The 19,858-nt window shown below is 64.4% G+C and carries 15 protein-coding genes; 9 read left to right on the top strand and 6 right to left on the bottom strand.

Going from position 1 to position 19,858, the window contains the following annotated elements:
- Window positions 1–71 precede the first annotated feature (71 nt).
- The 4 genes from C7453_RS17435 (at window position 72) to fusA (ending at window position 5,059) form a co-directional block, all read left to right on the top strand.
- The gene (locus C7453_RS17435; protein ID WP_114729376.1) at window positions 72–1,949 is read left to right on the top strand and encodes an ABCB family ABC transporter ATP-binding protein/permease; all 1,878 of its coding nucleotides are present in this window, start codon (window positions 72–74) and stop codon (window positions 1,947–1,949) included.
- An 86-nt stretch (window positions 1,950–2,035) separates the two neighbouring features.
- Window positions 2,036–2,317, top strand: coding sequence for a hypothetical protein (locus C7453_RS17430; RefSeq protein ID WP_114729374.1), 282 nt, complete (start codon window positions 2,036–2,038; stop codon window positions 2,315–2,317).
- Between the two features lie 151 nt (window positions 2,318–2,468).
- Window positions 2,469–2,771, top strand: a complete 303-nt coding sequence (rpmB, locus tag C7453_RS17425; RefSeq protein WP_114729372.1) for a 50S ribosomal protein L28 — start codon at window positions 2,469–2,471, stop codon at window positions 2,769–2,771.
- 200 nt (window positions 2,772–2,971) lie between these two features.
- Window positions 2,972–5,059 (top strand): elongation factor G, encoded by a 2,088-nt coding sequence (gene fusA, locus C7453_RS17420; RefSeq protein WP_114729370.1) that lies wholly within the window; start codon window positions 2,972–2,974, stop codon window positions 5,057–5,059.
- 145 nt (window positions 5,060–5,204) lie between these two features.
- Here the strand turns inward: fusA and C7453_RS17415 are convergent, their stop codons facing one another.
- A complete protein-coding gene (locus C7453_RS17415) occupies window positions 5,205–6,335 on the bottom strand; it encodes an aspartyl protease family protein (RefSeq protein WP_170143274.1) in 1,131 nt (376 codons plus the stop codon).
- Between the two features lie 70 nt (window positions 6,336–6,405).
- Window positions 6,406–7,008, bottom strand: a complete 603-nt coding sequence (locus tag C7453_RS17410) for a TetR/AcrR family transcriptional regulator (RefSeq protein WP_114729366.1) — start codon at window positions 7,006–7,008, stop codon at window positions 6,406–6,408.
- Between the two features lie 88 nt (window positions 7,009–7,096).
- Here C7453_RS17410 and C7453_RS17405 point away from each other — a divergent pair, with 88 nt between their 5' ends.
- A complete protein-coding gene (locus C7453_RS17405; protein WP_114729364.1) occupies window positions 7,097–8,557 on the top strand; it encodes a coniferyl aldehyde dehydrogenase in 1,461 nt (486 codons plus the stop codon).
- A 51-nt stretch (window positions 8,558–8,608) separates the two neighbouring features.
- Here C7453_RS17405 and C7453_RS17400 read toward each other — a convergent pair whose 3' ends face one another.
- Window positions 8,609–9,046 (bottom strand): host attachment protein, encoded by a 438-nt coding sequence (locus C7453_RS17400; protein WP_114729362.1) that lies wholly within the window; start codon window positions 9,044–9,046, stop codon window positions 8,609–8,611.
- Between the two features lie 206 nt (window positions 9,047–9,252).
- On the opposite strand from C7453_RS17400, the gene C7453_RS17395 reads away from it, so the two are divergent.
- Window positions 9,253–10,371: a site-2 protease family protein gene (locus C7453_RS17395; RefSeq protein ID WP_114729360.1), complete on the top strand. Its 1,119-nt coding sequence runs from the start codon at window positions 9,253–9,255 to the stop codon at window positions 10,369–10,371.
- A 24-nt stretch (window positions 10,372–10,395) separates the two neighbouring features.
- On the opposite strand, the gene C7453_RS17390 is transcribed toward C7453_RS17395, so the two are convergent.
- A complete protein-coding gene (locus C7453_RS17390; protein ID WP_114729427.1) occupies window positions 10,396–11,106 on the bottom strand; it encodes a phosphoribosyltransferase in 711 nt (236 codons plus the stop codon).
- A 535-nt stretch (window positions 11,107–11,641) separates the two neighbouring features.
- Window positions 11,642–11,836, bottom strand: coding sequence for a hypothetical protein (locus tag C7453_RS17385; protein ID WP_114729358.1), 195 nt, complete (start codon window positions 11,834–11,836; stop codon window positions 11,642–11,644).
- 210 nt (window positions 11,837–12,046) lie between these two features.
- On the opposite strand from C7453_RS17385, the gene C7453_RS17380 reads away from it, so the two are divergent.
- Window positions 12,047–13,411, top strand: a complete 1,365-nt coding sequence (locus C7453_RS17380; RefSeq protein WP_114729356.1) for a L,D-transpeptidase scaffold domain-containing protein — start codon at window positions 12,047–12,049, stop codon at window positions 13,409–13,411.
- A gap of 72 nt (window positions 13,412–13,483) precedes the next feature.
- On the opposite strand, the gene C7453_RS17375 is transcribed toward C7453_RS17380, so the two are convergent.
- Window positions 13,484–15,694: a malate synthase G gene (locus C7453_RS17375; RefSeq protein ID WP_114729354.1), complete on the bottom strand. Its 2,211-nt coding sequence runs from the start codon at window positions 15,692–15,694 to the stop codon at window positions 13,484–13,486.
- A gap of 358 nt (window positions 15,695–16,052) precedes the next feature.
- On the opposite strand from C7453_RS17375, the gene C7453_RS17370 reads away from it, so the two are divergent.
- Together C7453_RS17370 and acs are read left to right on the top strand one after the other, a co-directional pair.
- Window positions 16,053–17,495 carry a helix-turn-helix domain-containing protein gene (locus C7453_RS17370; protein ID WP_114729352.1) on the top strand — a complete coding sequence of 481 codons (1,443 nt, stop codon included), beginning with the start codon at window positions 16,053–16,055 and terminating at the stop codon, window positions 17,493–17,495.
- Window positions 17,496–17,678: 183 nt separating this feature from the next.
- Window positions 17,679–19,616, top strand: a complete 1,938-nt coding sequence (gene acs, locus C7453_RS17365) for an acetate--CoA ligase (protein WP_114729351.1) — start codon at window positions 17,679–17,681, stop codon at window positions 19,614–19,616.
- Window positions 19,617–19,858 lie beyond the last annotated feature (242 nt).

Here is a 19,858-nt window from a genome sequence, read left to right as displayed (position 1 = left end):
TCCTGCCGCGCCTGTCGCCGGACAGGGGATGACGGTTTGCAAATGCGCCCTCGCATGCCACATCCACAGGCATGACACCGCCCTCATCTTCCGCCCGGCCCGCGCGCGAGCGCCCCGTGCTTGTGACCCTGCGCGCCCTGCTGCCCTATCTCTGGCCCCGTCACGACCTCGGCACCCGCGCGCGGGTGGTGGGAGCCTGCCTGCTGCTGGTCGCGGCCAAGATCGCGACCATCGCCGTGCCGTATGTATACAGCCTGGTGGTCGATGCGCTGCATGGCGGGCAGGGGGGCGGCGTTTCCGGCCCCATGCGTGAAATGACGGTGCCGATGGCGCTGATCGTCGGATACGGCACGCTGCGCCTGCTATCGGCGGGCATGGGGGAATGGCGCGATGCGCTGTTTGCCCCCGTGCGCTTTCATATCAGCAGCGTGGCGGCGATGCGCAGTTTCCGCCACATGCATGCGCTGTCGCTGCGCTTTCACCTCGACCGCCAGTCGGGCGGCGTGACGCGGGCGATCGCGCGGGGGACCGAGGCGATCGAGACCATCCTGCGGGTGGGCGTGTTCAACATCGTGCCGACGCTGATCGAGGCGCTGCTGGTGATCGTCGTGATCTGGCGCCTGTTCGACTGGCGCTATGCCGCGATCATGCTGCTGGCGGTGGCGGCTTATGTCGCCTTCACGATCAGCTTCACCTCCTGGCGGATCGGCATTCGTCGCGAGATGAACGAGATCAACAGTGAGGCGAGCTGGAAGGCGCTGGACAGCCTGCTGAACTACGAGACGGTGAAGTATTTCGGCAATGAGGAGCATGAGAGCCGGCGATATGAGGAGACGCAGCGCCGGTACGAGCGCGCGGCGATCAAGACGCAGCTTTCGCTCAACGGGCTGAATTTCGGCCAGGCGGCGATCATCGCCGTGACGCTGACGGTGGTGATGCTGCTGGCGGCCCATGATGTGGGGCAGGGGCGCCTGACGGTGGGGCGGTTCGTGCTGGTCAATACCTATCTGATGCAGCTTTACCTGCCGCTCAATTTCCTTGGCAGCATCTATTCGTCGCTGCGCACCTCGCTGGTGGATCTGGAGCAGATGTTCCGCCTGATGGAGGAAGCGCCGGACGTGAAGGACCGGCCGGATGCCATCGACCTGCCGGCGCGGCTGGACGAGGCGCCGGCGGCGGCGATCCGCTTCGAGCATGTGCGCTTCGGCTATCGGCCCGACCGCGAGATCCTGCATGATGTCAGCTTCAGCGTGCCGGCCGGCGGCCGGGTGGCGATCGTCGGGCCGACCGGGGCCGGCAAGTCCACCATCAGCCGGCTGCTGTTCCGTTTTTATGACGTGACCTCGGGACGGGTCGTGATCGACGGGCATGACGTGCGCGACTACCATCAGGCGGCGCTGCGGGCGGCGATCGGCGTGGTGCCGCAGGATACGGTGCTGTTCAATGACACGATCGGCTACAACATCGCCTATGGCCGGCTGGGCGCGTCGCAGGACGAGATCGAGCATGCGGCGCGGCTGGCGCAGATCCATGATTTCATCGCCAGCCTGCCCGACGGCTATGCGACCCGGGTGGGCGAGCGGGGGCTGAAGCTCTCGGGTGGCGAGAAGCAGCGCGTGGCCATCGCCCGGACAATCCTGAAGAATCCGCGCATCCTGATCCTCGACGAGGCGACCAGCGCGCTGGATACGCATACCGAGCAGGAGATCCAGGTGGCGCTGCGCACCGTTTCGGCGGAGCGGACGACCGTGATCATCGCCCATCGGCTCTCTACCGTGATCGACGCGGATGAAATCCTTGTGATGGGGGATGGCGTGATCAAGGAGCGCGGCACCCATCGCAGCCTTCTGGCCCGCGACGGACTGTATGCCGGCATGTGGGCCGCCCAGGCCGAGGAGCGTGGAGAGGATGCCGGCCACGCGGCGGTGGGGGCTGGTCTTCCGGCCTGAACGGGGGCACGGTGCGCCCGCCGCGTCCATGGGGCGCAGGGACAGAATGCCGTCTTGAGAGACGCGCACAGCGAGGAGAGGATGACATGGCGGAGACGGAAGGCGAGGGACCCGCGCTGGGCCAGGATGGATCGGTCCCCGAGGAACTGAGCCATTGCGGCGCCGTGGTCGACAAGGCCATCGAATACATGCTGGGCGAGGACCTGCCGCCGATCGCCATTGCCTCGGCGCTGCTGGGTGGCTCGCTGGGCCTGCTGTCGCGTACCATGGACCAGGGCACCATGCTGGCGATGCTGGAAAACGCCATTCACAGCGTGCGTTCGGGCGACCTGCATCCCGACCGTGACAAGGTCACGCGCCCCGAGTAAGGGGAAGGGCCGGAAGGGGATTCGGGCGAAAACGCCCCGAATCGTGCCTTTCGGCTTGACGGGGCGCGGTAGCTTGGCCATAAGCCGCGCCTAATCTTGACGATCGTTGCCGGGCATTATGCCTCGGCCCCAGTTATCCGAGGATGATACTATGTCTCGCCGTTGCCAGATCACGGGCAAGGGCGTGCTGACGGGAAATAACGTCAGCCACGCCAACAACAAGAGCCGCCGCCGCTACCTGCCGAACCTGCAGGAGACGTCCCTGCTGTCCGATATCCTCGGCAGCGCGGTGCGCCTGCGCCTGAGCACCAACGGCATCCGCACGGTCGAGCACAATGGTGGCCTCGATGCGTTCCTGCTGTCGACGCCGAACCGCAAGCTGCCGGTCGAGGCGCAGGCGCTGAAGCGCCGCATCCTGCGCGCCCAGGAAAAGAAGGCCGCGGCGGCAGCCTGAAGACCCTGCGCCGGCCCTGCCGTTTTTCGGCAGGGCCGGGCTTGCATGTCTCAGGTGCCTGACGCATGTCAGGGCCATCTGTCTATTCAGCCGGTCTGCATCTTCCTCGATCCTGGTGATGAGGTGGGGGGCTTCCGGCTCCGACGGGCGCGAGGGGAAAGGTTCCGTTCGCGCCTGAATTGTTTTGTGGAGGTTCCCCCGTGTCTGAAAAGTCCGATCTTTCACTGATCCGTAATATCGGCATCACCGCGCATATCGATGCCGGCAAGACCACGACCACCGAGCGGATCCTGTATTACACCGGCGTGTCGCACAAGATCGGTGAGGTCCACGAGGGCAACACCACGACCGATTACATGGACCAGGAGCGTGAGCGCGGCATCACGATCACCTCGGCCGCCGTCACCTGCGAATGGGACGGGCGTCGGATCAACATCATCGACACCCCGGGCCACATCGACTTCAACATCGAAGTGAACCGCTCGCTGCGCGTGCTCGACGGCGCGGTGTTCATCATCGAGGGCGTGGCCGGCGTGCAGCCGCAGTCCGAGACCAACTGGCGCCTGGCCGACCGTTACAACGTGCCGCGCATCATCTTCATCAACAAGCTGGACCGCACCGGCGCCGACTTCTACCGCGCGTTCGACACGCTGAAGGAGAAGCTGGACATCGTCGCGGTGCCGCTGCAGCTGCCGATCGGCGCCGAGGAAAACTTCATCGGTGTCGTCGATCTGGTCGAGATGCGCGCGATCATCTGGGAAGGCGGCGAACTGGGCGCGAAGTTCCATTACGCCGAGATCCCGGACGACCTGAAGGAAAAGGCCGCCGAGGCCCGCCAGGAACTGCTGGACACGGCGCTGGCCGTCGACAACGCGGCGATGGAAGAATATTTCGAGAAGGGTGACGTCGACGTCGCCACCCTGAAGCGCTGCATCAAGAAAGGCGCGATCTCGGGCGAGTTCCGCCCCGTGCTGTGCGGCACCGCCTTCAAGAACAAGGGCGTGCAGCCGCTGCTGGACGCGGTGATCGACTACCTGCCGGCGCCCGACGACGTTGAGGGCATCCGCATTGCGCCGCCCGAGGACGAGGAAGTCGACGAGAACGCGCTGCCGATCATCCCGGTTGACCCGGACGGCAAGTTCGCCGGCCTGGCGTTCAAGATCATCAACGACAAATACGGCACCCTGACCTTCGTGCGCGTCTATCGTGGCGTGCTGCGTTCGGGCGACAGCGTCCTGAACACCACGAAGGGCCACAAGGAGCGCATCGGCCGTATCTTCCAGATGCATGCCGACAAGCGCCAGGAAGTGAAGGAAGTGCATGCCGGCGATATCGCCGCCTTCGTGGGCCTGAAGGACACGCAGACGGGTGATACGCTGGCCGACGCCGCCGATCCGGTGGTGCTGGAGCGCATGAGCTTCCCGGTGCCGGTGATCGACATCTCGGTCGAGCCGAAGACGAAGGACGGGGTCGAGAAGATGACCCTGGCACTGCAGAAGCTGGCGGGCGAAGACCCCTCGCTGCGTCTGAAGACCGACCAGGAAACCGGCCAGACCATTCTGTCGGGCATGGGCGAGCTGCATCTGGACATCATCATCGACCGTCTGCGTCGTGAGTATGGCGTGGATGCGAACATCGGCGCGCCGCAGGTGGCCTATCGCGAGACGATCACCCAGCCGCATGTCGAGACCTACACCCACAAGAAGCAGTCGGGTGGTTCGGGCCAGTTCGCCGAAGTGAAGATCGAGTTCGCGCCTCTGGAGCGGAACCAGGAGATTCAGTTCGAGAACAAGGTCGTCGGCGGCACCGTGCCGAAGGAATATATTCCGGCGGTCGAAAAGGGCATCCGCATGCAGTCCACGACGGGCGTGCTGGCGGGCTTCCCGACCGTGGACTTCAAGTTCACGCTGCTGGACGGCAAGTACCATGACGTCGACTCCTCGGCGCTGGCGTTCGAAATCGCCGCCAAGGCCTGCTTCCGCGAAGGCATGAAGCGCGCCGGCCCGGTGATCCTGGAGCCGATCATGGACGTGGAAGTCACGACGCCGAACGACCATGTCGGTGACGTGGTGGGCGACCTGAACCGTCGTCGCGGCATGATCCAGAACCAGGAAAGCTCGGGCTCGACCGTCATGGTGCGTGCGCTGGTGCCGCTGAAAGAAATGTTCGGCTACATCTCGCATCTGCGTTCGATCACGAAGGGCCGTGCGTCCTTCACGATGCAGTTCCATCACTACGACCCGGTGCCGCGCAATGTGGCCGACGAGATCGTGGCCAAATCGGCCTGATCCCGACCGGATTGCACGAACAGGAAAGCCGGCCCGAAAGGGCCGGCTTTTTTTGTTTGGGATCGACTGACGCGGCCCTGATTCCGGGGCCTGGCCGAAAATGCGCGCGTCGGATCGCCGCCTGCGCGTATTTTTGGTCAGGCTTTCAGAGATAGGGGCGGAGCGTGAGCGTTGCGGAGGATCGTCCGGAGTCGCGGCCGATCGTCAGTGATACCGCCGAGCCCGGCGGGCCGTTCAGGGCCTGCTGGAGCGCCTGCGGGGGCGGGCTCAGGATGGTATCGCCGGGATGGATGCCGGCCTGTTCTCCGGGGCTCCCTCTGCCGACGGCCGTGACACGCGCCGCATCCCCCGCCTGGGTGACGGCGAGACCGGAGAGCGCGTAGGTGAAGGGGCCTGGCGACAGGCTGTTGCGGCGGGTCCAGAGTACCCGTTGCACCGGATCGCAGGCCAGATTGAAGCACCGCAGCAGGGGCAGGCCGATCAGGCCGTCGGAAATGTCGACCTCCTGATTGTCGGGCAGCAGCAGGGCCAGCAGCCCTTCGAAGGCGTATCCCGCGAACTCCATCTTCTCAAGCCTGATGATCCGCGCGCCGTTTCGCCCCGGCGCGAACGGGCGGTCGTCCGACCACAGGCCGAGCATGCGGGCGGTATGATGGTTCAGTCGCACCAGCGACAATCCGCCGGTATCGAGCAGAAAGCGCAGGCGCGTGCCGTTGACGATGCCCGAGGCGGTCAGGAAAGGAGACCATCGGTCGCCTTCCGGGCGCGTGATTGTGGAATTCAGTCTGGTGAAGCCTTCCAGCTTCGGACGGCCATTCGGCCAGACCCGCCATTGCAGGGCGTCGAAATCCAGTTCGCTGAAGACCGTTGCGAGAATGCCGGAGGCCAGCGCCCCCGCGATCTGGTCGCCCAGCACATGCGGCCCGACGCCGATCAGCAGGATATTCTGCTGGCGTATGATTCCGGCGAAGGATGCGTCGCTGATCACGAACGTATTGCGGAAGCCGGTTACCCCTCCGACTCCGACATTGAGCGTGCCGCCGTCCGGGAGGGACAGTTGCCGTGCCAGGTCTTCGCGAATCAGGCTGAAGGCGCCCCCCGTGTCGATGGCGAACAGGAAGGTGCCTGCGTTGCCGATGCTGACCGGCATGACCACACGGCTGCCGACCAGTTGGATCGGCCCGACCAGCGGTCCGTCATCGGCAGCGGCGAGGGCGGGGGAGGCGGTGAGGGCCAACGTCGCCCCCAGGGATGAGCAGAAGCGACGCCGGTGCATGAGGAACTGCCTTCCTGGAGGAGAGCACGCGCCATCGGAGCGGCGCATTTTTTCAAGATGTCATCATTGTTCAGGAAGACAGGCCCTCCAGCAAGATATGCAGTGCCGCCGGTACCGGCGCGGGGCCGACTTTCTCTTCCGTCAACTGTCCATTCAGCAGCAGCAGGGCCAGCCCATGCACCTGGGCCCAGCTTGCGGCGGCCTGCGCGGTGATGGGGGCGGTGCGGAAAGAGCCAGCGCGCTGGCCCTCTTCGAGAAGGCGCAGCAGGATATCGAAGGCTTTCAACGCCGTTTCATTCAGGTCCGGATCGACGCTCTTGTCGGCGTCCGAACTAAACATCAGGCGATAGAGGCCGGGCTGGTCCTGTGCGAATGCGATATAGGCCTCGGCCGTGTGCAGGAATTTCGTCCGGGCGGGGCGATCAGGGGGAGCGATCGCGTCGGTCATGATCGCGGCAAGCCGTTCGAAGCCGATTTTCGCCAGATGGCGCAGCAGCGCGTCCTTGTCGCGAAAATGCTTGTAAGGCGCGCCGTGGCTGACGCCGGCCTGGCGTGCGACCTCCCGCAGGGTGAAGTTCCAGTTCTGGTCCGCCGCCAGCATGGTCAGGGCCGTTTCGATCAGCACCCGGCGCAGATCGCCGTGGTGATACGAACGGGCCGTGGTTTCACGCATGCGTGCGCTCCATGTGGACAGAAGAAACATTTATTGACGCCGGAGAGGCGTGAAGCGTATCTGGCATGAGGAAGTTTCTTTTGTAAACATGGAGGCCGTGATGGCCGTCATCGCATCGCTGGAAGACCGGCAGGCCGAACTGTCCCGGATATTGGCGCGTCAGCACCATGCGTTTCTGCGCGACGGGCCGCCCGGCGTGCGGCAGCGGCGGGAGGACCTGCGGCGCCTGAAGGGCGAGATCCTGCGGCGGCGCCAGGATATCGCCCGCGCCCTGAATGCCGATTTCGGGCAGCGCTCGGCGCGGGAGACGGCGATCGTGGAACTGGTCCCGCTGGTGCGGGCCATCAATTACCTGTCGCGGCACCTGCCTGGGTGGATGAAGCCGGAGCGGCGGCGGGTTTCGCCCTATTTCCTGTTCGGGCGGGCATGGGTGGTGCGCCAGCCGGTGGGCGTGGTCGGGATCGTCGCGCCGTGGAACTACCCTGTGTCGCTGGCGCTGGTGCCGCTGGCGACGGCTATCGCGGCCGGCAACCGGGCGATGATCAAGCCCTCGGAATTGACACCGGCCACGTCGGCTGTGATCCGGACGATCGTGGAGGCGGTCTTTCCGGCCGATCAGGCCGCTGTCGTGACGGGGGATGCCGATGTGGGGGCGCTGTTCGCGGCCCTGCCGTTCGATCATCTGCTGTTCACCGGCAGTACGGCGGTGGGCCGGAAGGTCGCGGTTGCGGCAGGGCATAATCTGACGCCGGTGACGCTGGAACTGGGCGGCAAGTCACCGGCCGTCATCGAGCCCGGCTTTTTGCCCCTGCGGGCGGCGGAGCAGATCGTGTTCGGCAAGCTGACCAATGGCGGGCAGACCTGCATCGCGCCGGATTACGTGCTGATCCATGAGGATGACCGGGATGCCTTCGTGGAGGCCTGCGGCAGAGTGGTGGCGAAACGCTATCCCTGCGGCTTCAGCGGCTCGGCCGATTATACCGGGGTGGTGAACGCGCATCATTACGATCGTCTGGCCGGTCTGGTGCGGGATGCCGGCGAACGGGGGGCGCGGATCGTCCGGTTGGGGCGCGAGGAGCCTGGGCGCGGGCAATGTGGCCGAGCCGCGGGGGCGCGCGTCATGGCGCCCGTTCTGCTGCTGGATGTCACGCCGCAGATGGCGGTGATGCAGGAAGAGATCTTCGGGCCGGTGCTGCCGGTGCTGACCTATCGCACGATTGATGAGGCCATTGCGTTCATCAATGATCGTCCCCGGCCGCTGGCGCTCTATTATTTCGGAACGCAGTCGTCCTTGCAGGACAGGGTACTGGAGCGGACGATATCCGGTGACGTTACGATCAATGGCACCTTGCTGCATTATGCACAGGACGACCTGCCGTTTGGCGGGGTGGGGGCCAGCGGGATGGGTGCCTATCACGGGCGGGAAGGCTTCATGGCGCTGACCCATCCCAGGGGCATCTATCGGCAGGGACGCTGGAATGCCGCGACGCTGCTGCGCCCGCCCTTCGGCCGGCTGACCGATATCCTGACCGGCTTTCTTCTGCGTTGATACGGCCGCCTGGCTATTGCGAGATGAGGCACGATCTTCGGGTCTGTACGGTCAGATCACGTATTCAATGTGATCTTTCAGGAAATGGTCTGGCGTTTTCGTAAGATCTTTCCGGATGCTGCCGATCATCTTCGTTCTGGCTTCGGGCCTGAGATGACTGACGATGCCCGCATTGCTGGACGATGGCGCAATGACGAGAAGCTTTTCGTATTCATGGTTCTGTTCATTGATCTGTTCGGCGACGAATTTGCAGAATGAGGCTATCTCCAGCCTGTGGCGGTCATGACGTGGGTTGAGGGCATGATGGGCGGTGGAGCCGGTGTGGTAGGTCGCTCCTGGTGCGTCGTCTCCGAGGTCGGACGTTCGTTGATGGGCGGATATGGCATCGAAGGATTCGATGGTGTGCAGCGTGCGATTTTCGGCCGGCTGCACAAAGCGGGCATGCTCTCCGTCCGCAACGACGATCAGAATGCGGTCTCGGGCACTCATTGTTCCTGATCCTTATTGTAAATGGATCTGTCTCGCTTTCCTGTGGAGATGCGTGCGGTGCGGCGAGACACAATACGCCTCCGGACTCTGTGATCGGGCAAGGCGGCACGCTGTCGTGCGGGATGTGCGGGCGTCGGTGAACTTATGCCGTGCAATTCTGTTAACCGTGCTCGCGCGGCAGGCCATCGTTCATCGAGGGCACGGCAATGACCTGGTCCATCCCGATCGGCAGATTTGGCGGCACGACGGTTCGCCTTCACCTCACCTTCCTGTTCTTTCTGATCTGGATCGGTGCGGCTTATGGCATGCGGTCCGGCACGCAGGCGGCGATTGACGGCGTTCTGCTTGTCGTGGCCGTGTTCGCTTGCGTCGTGCTGCATGAATTCGGCCATGTGATCGCCGCGCGGCATTATGGGGTGCGCACGCAGGATATCACGCTGCTGCCGATCGGCGGGGTCGCCCGGATGGCGCGCATTCCCGAACAGCCGACGCAGGAACTGGTGATCGCGCTGGCGGGGCCTGCGGTGAACCTCATGATTGCCGCGATCCTGTATGGCATCACGCGGACCGTGCCGCATCTGTCCGCCGTCGATATCCAGGGGCCTGGCGCAGGTCCGATGTCGAGACTGTCAAACATCAATCTGTTTCTGGCGGTCTTCAATCTGATCCCGGCTTTTCCGATGGATGGCGGGCGGGTGCTGCGGGCCTTGCTGGCCTATCGGATGGGATATGCCCAGGCGACGCGCATTGCCGCATCAATCGGGCAGGGGATTGCTTTTGTCTTTGGATTCCTCGGTCTGATCGGCAATCCGCTGCTGCTGTTCATCGCCCTTTTCGTCTATCTGGGGGCCACGGGCGAAGCGCAGGGTGCGCTTTTTCGGCAATTGGCGCATGGCATGATCGTGGCCGACGTCATGACCACTCATCTGGAAAGCGTATCACCCGACAGCCGGATCGACGAGGTCGTTCTTAGGATGATCCATACGCCGCAGCAGGAATTTCCGGTCGTGGACGGACAGGGCAGGTTATGTGGCCTGCTGACCCACGCGGCCATCCTGCAGGCGATGCATGCCGGCCGGACGGACACGATGGCCGCCGACGTGATGACGCCGGATATTCCCGGCCTGCATCCCTATCAGAGCGTGGATGAGGCCCTGCGCCTGCTGGAGGGAAGCCAGGTGCCGGCGGTCGGGGTGAATGATGACCAGGGACGATTCATCGGCCTGATTTCCCAGACGAATATCGGGGAAATCATGACGATTCATATTCTGCGTGACAAAGGACGCATGCCATCCACCCTTCCGGCCGCGCGTCGGACGACGTGACCGGGACGGGGCGCGGCCGAAAAATCAGATAGCCTCGGAATACCAGTTGATGCCGCCAGTCGTGCGGTGGCGACGCAAATCATGGGCTTCCGCGACCAACCGGATGACCTCGGCATCCTCGACTGGTGAGAAGTCGCGATAATAGGCACCGACGGCATGAAGCGGCTGCGGTTGCGACAGGCAGACGACCTGATCGCACTCGGCACCGAGTGTTGCGACGCTTTCCGGTGCTGCGACGGGCACGGCCAGTACGAGGCGGGCGGGGCGGTTCTTCCGCAGTGCGCGCAGGGCTGCGCGCATTGTTCCGCCTGTGGCGACCCCGTCATCGACCACGATTACGACACGGCCGGTGACTGGAACGGGTCGGCGATCCTTTGCATACAGGCGGCGCTGCCGGTCGATCTCGGCGAGTTGGCGGGTCACGATTCCTTTGATCGTCTCTTCATCTATTCCAAAATCTCGTACATAAGCCTCATCGAGAACGATTTGTGGCATGGCGCCGTCCACGACCGCGCCGAAACCATATTCCTCATCACCGGGGCTGCCGATCTTGCGTACGAACAGCAGATCCATGTCCGCGCCCAGCGCCTTTGCAACCTCGAATGCGACCGGCACCCCGCCGCGCGGAAGGGCGAGAATCAGGGGATGGGACGCGGCAAATGGTAAAAGGGTGGCAGCCAGTGCCTGACCGGCTTCCTGCCTGTTGCCGAAGCGTATGGAGCGATCCGACGGCATGTTACCCTCCCATTGGTAACTGGTTTCATGTTCCATCAGGCTGAATAGGCATGTTTCAGGAGGCGCTCTGGGTAAGCGCGCGGAAGGTCCTGGAGGCCGCTTGCAAAGGCGGCCTGCCGAGCGAGCGTGCCGCGAAGCGGCCTGGCGTGTGAAAGGACGATACGGCAATCATGGCTGTTGTCCCCACTGCAATACGCGCGCCCGGCATGTGCGGAATCGCGCGACGCCATTGGAAGTGGGGTGCGCCCTGTCATCGTGAAGGAGGTCATTTTTCACGACATGGGGAGGTGCCGTCGGGTGTCCCGCCGGATTTGAGCAAGGCTGACGCATGACGATCAGGTTTGCCAGAATTGCCGGCGAGGGAGGTGTTCACCCGATGGCGTCAGCATATTCCAAGGGCGCGCGGGTCAGGATGCCGCAGCCCTGTTAAGGATTTGTGGCTACATATTACGACTTGTCGATGGACAGGAAAAACTTCCGCCTCTCCGTGGAGAGGCGGAAGCCTGGATCAATCAGATCGTTGAAAATGAAAGTCTTAGCCGCGTGCCGGCGGAACCGTAACAGGCGGCGGCGGCGGGGGAGGCGGCGGAGCCTCGACCGGCGCGGGCGGTGGCGGCGGGGGCTTGTCCTCAGCACAGGCCGCCAGAAGCATGACAGGCACCGCCGCGGCAACCAGCGTGACCACACGCAGGCGCTTATAACGGGACAATGTTTCAGAAACCGAGAACATCAGGCACCCCCTAATTGGAATTTCAGAAGATAGCGGGTAATTAGGCGCATCTCTTGACAAAAAGTCAAACTACTATTTGCGTGATCCGTGACAATCCGGGAGTCATGTTTCGTGCGGGTATCATGGTGTGTGGTCAGGTCAGGTCGGCAGAACGCAACGCCCGTCATTCGGTCACAGGTTGCCACCCGCAGCACAGCCGCACGCAGCCTGATGGTTTTAGCCATCACATGCGTGCTCGCCGCATGTGGTACGAATTCGGAACATGCCAATACTGAACTTGGTAATCTGATCGATAGCACGCCGGAACTGACCGTTTCCGGAGAGCCGGTGAATGGCGCATTGCTGCGGCGTTTCTATGCGCGTCATGGTTTCGAGCCCGTATGGACAACGCGGCAGACAGAGGCGAATGCACTCCTCAAGGCCGTGCTGCTTGCCGGAGAGAACGGTCTCGACCCGGAATTGTTCCATGCCGCTCTGCTGCGACGGGGGACAAATCTGTCGCCGCTGGATCGCGAATTGTTACTGTCCGACGCTTTTCTGTCTTACGGCGATGCGCTGGCCCGAGGGGCCGTGCCCGTGGAACACCGGAGGGACGACGAGGCGCTGACGCCCGAACCGGTCGATGTGGCCGCCAGGCTCGATGCCGCGATCGACAGTTCAGACCCGGCGGCGGTCATCGAAGCGCTGGCACCATCGACGCCGACCTACCAGGCGTTGCGTCGGGCGTTGCGCACATGCCGCCAATTGCCCGCGGGCCGCGAGCGCGGCGAGCCGGCATGTGTGCGCAGGCTCGCGGTGAATCTCGAACGTCAACGCTGGTTGCCGCGATCGCTGCCGCCTGATCGGGTGGTGGTCAATGTCGCCGAGGAGAGGCTGGTGCTGTATCGTGCCGATCGTCCGGTCTTTTCCACACGGGTGGTTGTCGGCCAGGATGTGGAGCGGAACCAGAGCCCTGAATTCCGCGCCGAGATCGAGGCAAGTCTGTACAATCCGCCATGGGTTATTCCCAAGGATATCGCGGAGCGGGAGATTGTGCCGAAGATCCGTCGTGACCCCGGTTATCTGGCGCGGAACAGGATGGTCGTGCTGGCGGATGGCGAGATACAGCAGCAGGCGGGGCCCGATGCGGGGCTCGGGCTGATCATGTTCGACATGCCGAACCGGTTCGATGTCTATCTGCACGATACGCCGGACCAGGGTCTTTTCAAACGCGATAATCGGCGCATCAGCCATGGATGCATTCGGGTACAGCATCCCCGCGACTTTGCCGCCCTGCTGATGCGCCAACCGATCGACGTGATCAATCAGGGGATCGCGCAGGGCGCGACCACGCGCAATGTGTTGCCCGTGCCCGTGCCGGTATTCGTGGTCTATCTGACGGCGTTTCTGGATGCTGACGGGGTGTTGCAGTTTCAGCCGGATTTCTACAATCGCGATGCCGACATATGGCAACATCTGACGAGACGGCCATCCGGGCGACATCCTGCGGCGCAGGCGGATAATCGCCAGGCGTCTTCAGCATCGCTTCTGGCGGCCCTGGATGGGCCAGGGGCGCCGGCAATCAGATCTTTTTGAAAAAGACCCGACATCCGATGGCCTGCCCCGCCCGGTGACAGATCCGGGGCGGGGCAGGGAAGGTATGGTGGTTCAGGCGCCCGTCTGTTCCAGCACGGGGGTGCCCTGGCCCTGTGCCGCCTGGGCCTTGGCGACGCGGCGCCAGCGATGCAGGGTCGGCTCCGTGTAGCCGTTGGGCTGGGTAGCACCGGTGAAGACCAGTTCGGCCGCCGCGCGGTAGGCAGGGCCGTCGGGGTTTTCGGCCAGCGGACGGTAGCCTTCCTCGCCCTGGTTCTGCGCATCGACGATCGCGGCCATCCGCGTCATCGAGGTCCGGACGTCCTCTTCCGAGATCACGCCGTGGCGCAGCCAGTTGGCGACATGCTGCGAGGAGATACGTAGGGTCGCACGGTCTTCCATCAGGCCGACATCGTTGATGTCCGGCACCTTGGAGCAGCCGATCCCCATATCCACCCAGCGCACGACATAGCCCAGGATGCCTTGCAGGTTGTTGTCCAGTTCCGCCCGGCGTTCGGCCGCCGACCAGGTGATCTGCCGGGCCAGCGGCAGGGTGAGCAGCGATTCCAGCGCTGCCGGCGGCGTGGTCTCCAGGCGGGTCTGCACGGCGCGGACGTCAACATAATGATAGTGCAGGACATGCAATGTCGCCGCCGTGGGGGAGGGCACCCATGCCGTGTTCGCGCCCGCCCGGGGGTGGGCGATCTTCTGTTCCATCATGTCGGCCATGCGGTCGGGCATCGCCCACATGCCCTTGCCGATCTGCGCGCGGCCTTTCAGGCCGCAGGCCAGGCCGATGGCGACATTGCGCTGTTCGTAGGCGCTCATCCACGGCTCGGCGCGCATCTCGCCCTTGCGGACCACCGGACCGGCCTGCATGCAGTAATGGATCTCGTCGCCCGTGCGGTCGAGGAAACCGGTATTGATGAACACCACGCGGTTGCGCGCGGCATGGATGCAGGAAGCCAGGTTAGCGCTGGTGCGCCGTTCCTCGTCCATGATGCCCATCTTGATCGTGTTGGGCGGCAGGTCCAGCATCTGCTCCACGCGGTCGAACAGCGCGTTGGACAGGGCGACTTCCTCGCCGCCATGCATCTTCGGCTTGACGATATAGATCGAACCGGTGCGGCTGTTGACGGTGGGTGAATTGCCGCGCAGGTCGTGCAGCGCGATGGCGGCGGTAATCGCGGCATCCAGCACGCCCTCGGGGATGGCGTGGCCGGTGCTGTCCGTCACCGCGTCGGTGAACATATGGTGCCCGACATTGCGCACCAGCATCAGGCTGCGCCCCGACAGCACCAGCGACGAGCCGTCGGGCGCGGTGTAGCGGCGGTCGGGCGCCAGTTGGCGCTCCACCATCCGGCCGCCCTTGGGGAAGGAGGCCGCGAGCGTGCCCTTCATCAGACCCAGCCAGTTGCGATAGACCAGAATCTTGTCCTCGACATCGACCGCCGAGACGCTGTCCTCGCAATCCATGATGGTGGTCAGCGCAGATTCCGCGATCACGTCTGCGATGCCGGCCTTGTCACGGCTGCCGATCGGCGCGGTGGGGTCGAAGCGCAACTCGATATGCAGGCCGTGATTGCGCAGCACGATCGCCTCCGGCGCGTCGCCGGTGCCCTGGAAGCCCGCGAACTGGGCGGGGCGGCGCAGCTCGACCGGTTCGGCGACACCTTCCAGCGTCGCGAACAGCCGCCCGTCCGCGATGTGATAGCGGGTGGCGTCGGCGTGGCTGCCCTGTGTCAGGGGGGTGATTTCGTCCAGCAGCAGGCGCACGCGGCGGATCACCTGCGCGCCGCGCTGTTCGTCATAGCCGCGCGCCGGTGCGCCGGAAGGGCCATAGGGCTCGGCATCCGTGCCGTAGAACGCATCGTACAGGCTGCCCCAGCGCGCATTGGCGGCGTTGAGCGCGTAGCGGGCATTGGTGACGGGGACCACCAGTTGCGGGCCGGCGACATGAGCGATCTCGGCATCCACATCGCGGGTCGTGATCTCGAAATGCGACGGCTGGGGTTCGAGATAGCCGGTGGTGCGCAGCACCCGGATCTGGCCCTCGACATCGGCCGCGTCGAAGCCCGGCGCAGTCAGCAACTGGTCCACGGCCTGTTGCATCAGCCGACGCCGCGCCAGCGCGCTCAGAACCTTGGGCGCGAACTGCGACACGATGTCGGACAGGCCGGCCCAGAAGCGGTCGGCGGCGATGCCGGTTCCGGGCAGGACCTCGTTCGTGACGAAGGCATCGAGAGCGTGATCGACTTGAATCTGACCAATCGTGCGGCGGGACATGGCGGTTCCCCTTGATAGGATGGTGCGGACCAGGTTCGGGTCCGGAATGTATGTGGTGGCAGGTCTGTCGAGCGGACAGGCTGGGGCCGGGTTCAGAACCGGGTCCGGTGGCTGTCCATGATCATGCGTCGGGCAAGGCGTGCATCCACGCCGGCGGGGTGGCGGGCAAGGTGCGGAACGGCCTTGTGGATGGCGATGGATTCGACGGGCATTGACGAACCTTCCTCTTCGATGATCCTGTGCGATCAGTTAAGGAGAGCCACGAAGTTGATGCCATACAAAAGAAGACGTTAAATCATGAATGGTGTAAAACCATTTACATACTGATCTGTATATTTGTAAAAACGGGTAAATAAGCATGTCCCCGACCCGCATCGGCCGCATTATCCGCAGGCTTCGGACCGAACGGTCTCTGTCGCAGCAGGCGTTGGCCGTCAGGCTGGGCATTTCGCCCAGCTATCTCAACCTGATCGAGCATGACCAGCGCAGCGTGACGGCGTCGCTGCTGATCAAGCTGACGCGGGCGCTGGATGTCTCGATCGAGGCACTGTCGGGCGTGGACGAGCAGCGGATGGAGGGGCTGCTGCATCAGGCGCTCTCCGACCCGCTGCTGGGGGCGCATGGCGTGCCGGCGCAGGAAATCGCGGCGCTGGCGGCCCAGCCCGAGGCCGCGCGGGCGGTGCTGACGCTGCATCAGGCCTTCCGTGCGGCCCATCATGACGCGACCCGGTTGATGCTGCCGACGGGCACGCGGGTCATCCTGCCGCAGGACGAGGCGCGGCTGCTCTATGACGAGCGGCTGAACCATTTCTCCCCCCTGGAAGAGATCGCCGAGCAGGTGCGCGCGGAGATGGCGCGGACGGCCCGCCTGCCCGATGGCGAGGCGGCGGCGCCCTCGGAAAGCAACCACATGATCGCGACCCGGTTGCGCCAGCATCACGGCATCGTGGTGCGCATTACCGCTCTGGACGGGGCGTTCCGCCGCTACGATCCCGACAGTCGGCTCTTGCTGCTGTCGGACCTGCTGCCGCGGGAAAGCCGGGGATTCCAGCTTGCCTTTCAACTGATGCTGCTGGAAGGGCGGGAGGTCATCGAGGCACTGTTGCAGGAGATCGCGCCCAGCACCGAGGATGCCCGCATCGTGATCCAGATCGGGCTGGTGAATTATGCCGCCGCCGCGCTGCTGATGCCGTATTCGCCGTTTCTCGCGGCGGCGACGGCGCTGCGCTATGATCTGGATATCCTCTCGGCGCGGTTCGGTGTGTCGTACCAGCAGGCGGCGCAGCGGCTTTCGACCTTGCAGAAGCCGGGCGAGCGGGGGGTGCCGTTCTTCTTCGTGCGCACCGACCCGGCGGGCAACATGACAAAGAGTTTCTCTGCCTGCGGTTTTCCGGTGCCCCGGCAAGGGCATTCCTGCCCGCAATGGAATGCCAATACCTGTTTCGCCACCCCCGGCGTGGTGCAGGCGCAGGTCGCCCAGTTTACCGACGGGCGGACGTTCCTGTGCTTCTCGCGGACGGTATCGGGCATTTCGACCGGCTGGAACGACCTGCAACCGGTCCATGCCATCGCCATGGGGTGTGACATCACCCGCGCCTCGGAAATCGTTTATTCCGACCGGTTGAATCTTCAGGCGCCGGCCATTCCCGTCGGTATTTCCTGCCATCTGTGCGACTGGACCGAATGCCGGTCGCGCGCGCATCCGCCGCTGCATCATCGTCTGGCGCTGGATATCAACCGGCGGGATGCGCTGCCCTTTACGCTCGAAACCGGGTCGGAGCGGCTGGGTGGCGGCGGATGATCGAATGGAAGCTCGCGATGGGAGCCATGAACCAACGGGGGTCTCGGATGTTTCAGCAACAGGGCACCCGGATCTGAAATTGGGCTCGTGTCATGGAGACAAAGCTCTTATATTGAGAGATGTACATCCCCCCAACCAAGAAATCGGCATTAGAACCGGTCGCATAGGCGGATTGAAAATACAGTGTCAAACAAAGAAATTTTCCAGATTCCGCCCTCCTTCGCCGCGCAGGCCGGCGTTGATGGTGCCCACCTGCGGCGGATGACCGCCGATGCCGCGCATGATCCGGAACGGTTCTGGCTCGACCAGGCCGGACGTGTGGATTGGACGCGGCGACCCACGCTGGCCTCGGGCTCGTCCTTCGCGGATGACGTGTCGATCCGCTGGTTCGCGGATGGAAAACTGAATGCCAGCGTCAACTGCCTGGACCGCCATCTGGCCGAACGGGGCGAGCAGATCGCCCTGATCTGGCAGGGGCAGGAGGCGTCGCAGGTCGAGCGCCTGACCTATCGCGCATTGCATGAGCGCGTGTGTCGCATGGCCAACGTGCTGCGCGGGCTGGGGGTCGAGCGCGGCGACCGGGTGGCGATTCATTTGCCGATGGTGATCGAGGGCGTGGTGGCGATGCTGGCCTGCGCGCGGATTGGCGCCCTGCATGTGGTGCTGTTCGGCGGGTTTTCGGCCGAGGGGCTGGCCGACCGGCTGAACGACAGCGGGGCGGTGGCGATCATCACCGCCGACGAGGCGCGGCGCGGCCCCAAGCGGATCGCGCTGAAGACCGTCATGGACGAGGCGCTGGCGCGCGGCGTGCCCAGCGTGCGGCATATGCTGGTGCTGTCGGTGACGGGCATCGACCTGCCGATGCAGGAGGGGCGTGATCTGGCACTGGCACCGCTGCTGGCGCAGGCATCGCCGGACTGTCCGCCCGCCGAGATGGAGGCCGAGGACCCGCTGTTCCTGCTCTATACCTCGGGCAGCACCGGCAAGCCGAAGGGCATGGTCCATTCCACCGGCGGCTATATGGTCTGGGCCTCGTTCACGCATGAGATGGTCTTTGACCATCGAGAAGGGGACGTGTTCTGGTGCACGGCCGATATCAGTTGGATCACCGGGCACACCTATGTGGTCTACGGGCCGCTGGCCAATGGCGGCACGATCCTGCTGTTCGAGGGCCTGCCGTCCTATCCCGCGCCGGGGCGGTGGTGGGAGGTGATCGACACCCACAAGGTGACCACTTTCTATACCGCGCCGACGGCCATCCGCTCGCTGATGCGTGACGACGATTCGGTGGTGAAGGGCTACGCGCTGGACAGCCTGCGCCTGCTGGGCAGCGTGGGCGAGCCGATCAGCCCCGATGCGTGGATCTGGTTCCATGAGGCGGTCGGCCGGGGGCGCTGCCCGGTGGTCGATACCTGGTGGCAGACCGAGACTGGCGGCATCCTGATCGCACCGATCCCCGGTGCGGTGCCGCAGAAGCCCGGTTCCGCCACCCTGCCGTTGCCCGGCGTGGCCGCCACGCTGCTGACGGACAAGGGCGAGGTGATCGAAGGCGAAGGGGAGGGCTGCCTGTGCATCGCCCGCTCCTGGCCAGGGCAGGCGCGTACAATCTGGGGCGGGCATGAACGCTTTCGCCAGACCTATTTCAGCTTCAGTCCCGGCTATTATTTCTCGGGTGACGGGGCGCGGCGCGATGCCGATGGCTATTACTGGATCACGGGGCGCATTGACGACGTGATCAACGTCTCGGGCCATCGGATCGGCACCGCCGAGGTCGAGGATGTGGTGGCGACCGACCATCGCTTCGTCGAATGTGCGGCGGTCGGTGTGCCGCACGATATCAAGGGGCAGGGGCTGATTGTGTTCGCGGTGGCGCGCGATGCGTCCGTGCCGGACCTGGCCGACGCCGCGTCGCTGGCGGTGACGAAAGGGATCGGGCGCTATGCGGTGCCCGAGCGGGTCTATCTGGTGCCCGACCTGCCGAAGACGCGATCGGGCAAGATCGTGCGGCGGCTGCTGCGCAAGATCGCCTGCCATGAACTGGACGGGTTGGGCGACCTGTCGACGCTGGCCGATGCGACGATCGTCGATCGGTTGATCGCGGTGGTCGGGCCGGCGAAGTAAGAAGATTAAGTAAGCAAGGACTGGGCGGTTTATGCCGCCCGGTCCCTGCCGTTCAAGAGAGCGGGGTGGCCCGGATCGCGGCGCTCTCTTGCGGCGCACGGTCCAGGGGCCATGCTCTCCGTCAGTATCCGACGGTCAGGGACAGAGTGCCGAAAGCGCCCTTGTTGCCGAACCCGTTCTGGTCGAGGTCGGCGGGCAGGCCGCGCAGGCGCCAGCCGACATTGAAGGTCAGGCTGGCATAG

It is taken from the genome of Gluconacetobacter liquefaciens, from assembly GCF_003350405.1.
Taxonomy (GTDB): Bacteria; Pseudomonadota; Alphaproteobacteria; order Acetobacterales; family Acetobacteraceae; genus Gluconacetobacter; species Gluconacetobacter liquefaciens.
The sequence above is the reverse complement of the archived record's forward strand: the minus strand, read 5'-3'. Positions and strand labels throughout refer to the sequence as shown.

Excerpts from the sequence above, each read along its gene's own strand:
- C7453_RS17435 (WP_114729376.1), top strand. The coding sequence starts at position 72 with ATGACACCGCCCTCATCTTCCGCCCGGCCCGCGCGCGAGCGCCCCGTG.
- C7453_RS17430 (WP_114729374.1), top strand. The coding sequence starts at position 2,036 with ATGGCGGAGACGGAAGGCGAGGGACCCGCGCTGGGCCAGGATGGATCG.
- rpmB (WP_114729372.1), top strand. The coding sequence starts at position 2,469 with ATGTCTCGCCGTTGCCAGATCACGGGCAAGGGCGTGCTGACGGGAAAT.
- C7453_RS17415 (WP_170143274.1), bottom strand. The coding sequence starts at position 6,335 with ATGCACCGGCGTCGCTTCTGCTCATCCCTGGGGGCGACGTTGGCCCTC.
- C7453_RS17410 (WP_114729366.1), bottom strand. The coding sequence starts at position 7,008 with ATGCGTGAAACCACGGCCCGTTCGTATCACCACGGCGATCTGCGCCGG.
- C7453_RS17405 (WP_114729364.1), top strand. The coding sequence starts at position 7,097 with ATGGAGGCCGTGATGGCCGTCATCGCATCGCTGGAAGACCGGCAGGCC.
- C7453_RS17400 (WP_114729362.1), bottom strand. The coding sequence starts at position 9,046 with ATGAGTGCCCGAGACCGCATTCTGATCGTCGTTGCGGACGGAGAGCAT.
- C7453_RS17395 (WP_114729360.1), top strand. The coding sequence starts at position 9,253 with ATGACCTGGTCCATCCCGATCGGCAGATTTGGCGGCACGACGGTTCGC.
- C7453_RS17390 (WP_114729427.1), bottom strand. The coding sequence starts at position 11,106 with ATGCCGTCGGATCGCTCCATACGCTTCGGCAACAGGCAGGAAGCCGGT.
- C7453_RS17385 (WP_114729358.1), bottom strand. The coding sequence starts at position 11,836 with ATGTTCTCGGTTTCTGAAACATTGTCCCGTTATAAGCGCCTGCGTGTG.
- C7453_RS17380 (WP_114729356.1), top strand. The coding sequence starts at position 12,047 with ATGGTTTTAGCCATCACATGCGTGCTCGCCGCATGTGGTACGAATTCG.
- C7453_RS17375 (WP_114729354.1), bottom strand. The coding sequence starts at position 15,694 with ATGTCCCGCCGCACGATTGGTCAGATTCAAGTCGATCACGCTCTCGAT.
- C7453_RS17370 (WP_114729352.1), top strand. The coding sequence starts at position 16,053 with ATGTCCCCGACCCGCATCGGCCGCATTATCCGCAGGCTTCGGACCGAA.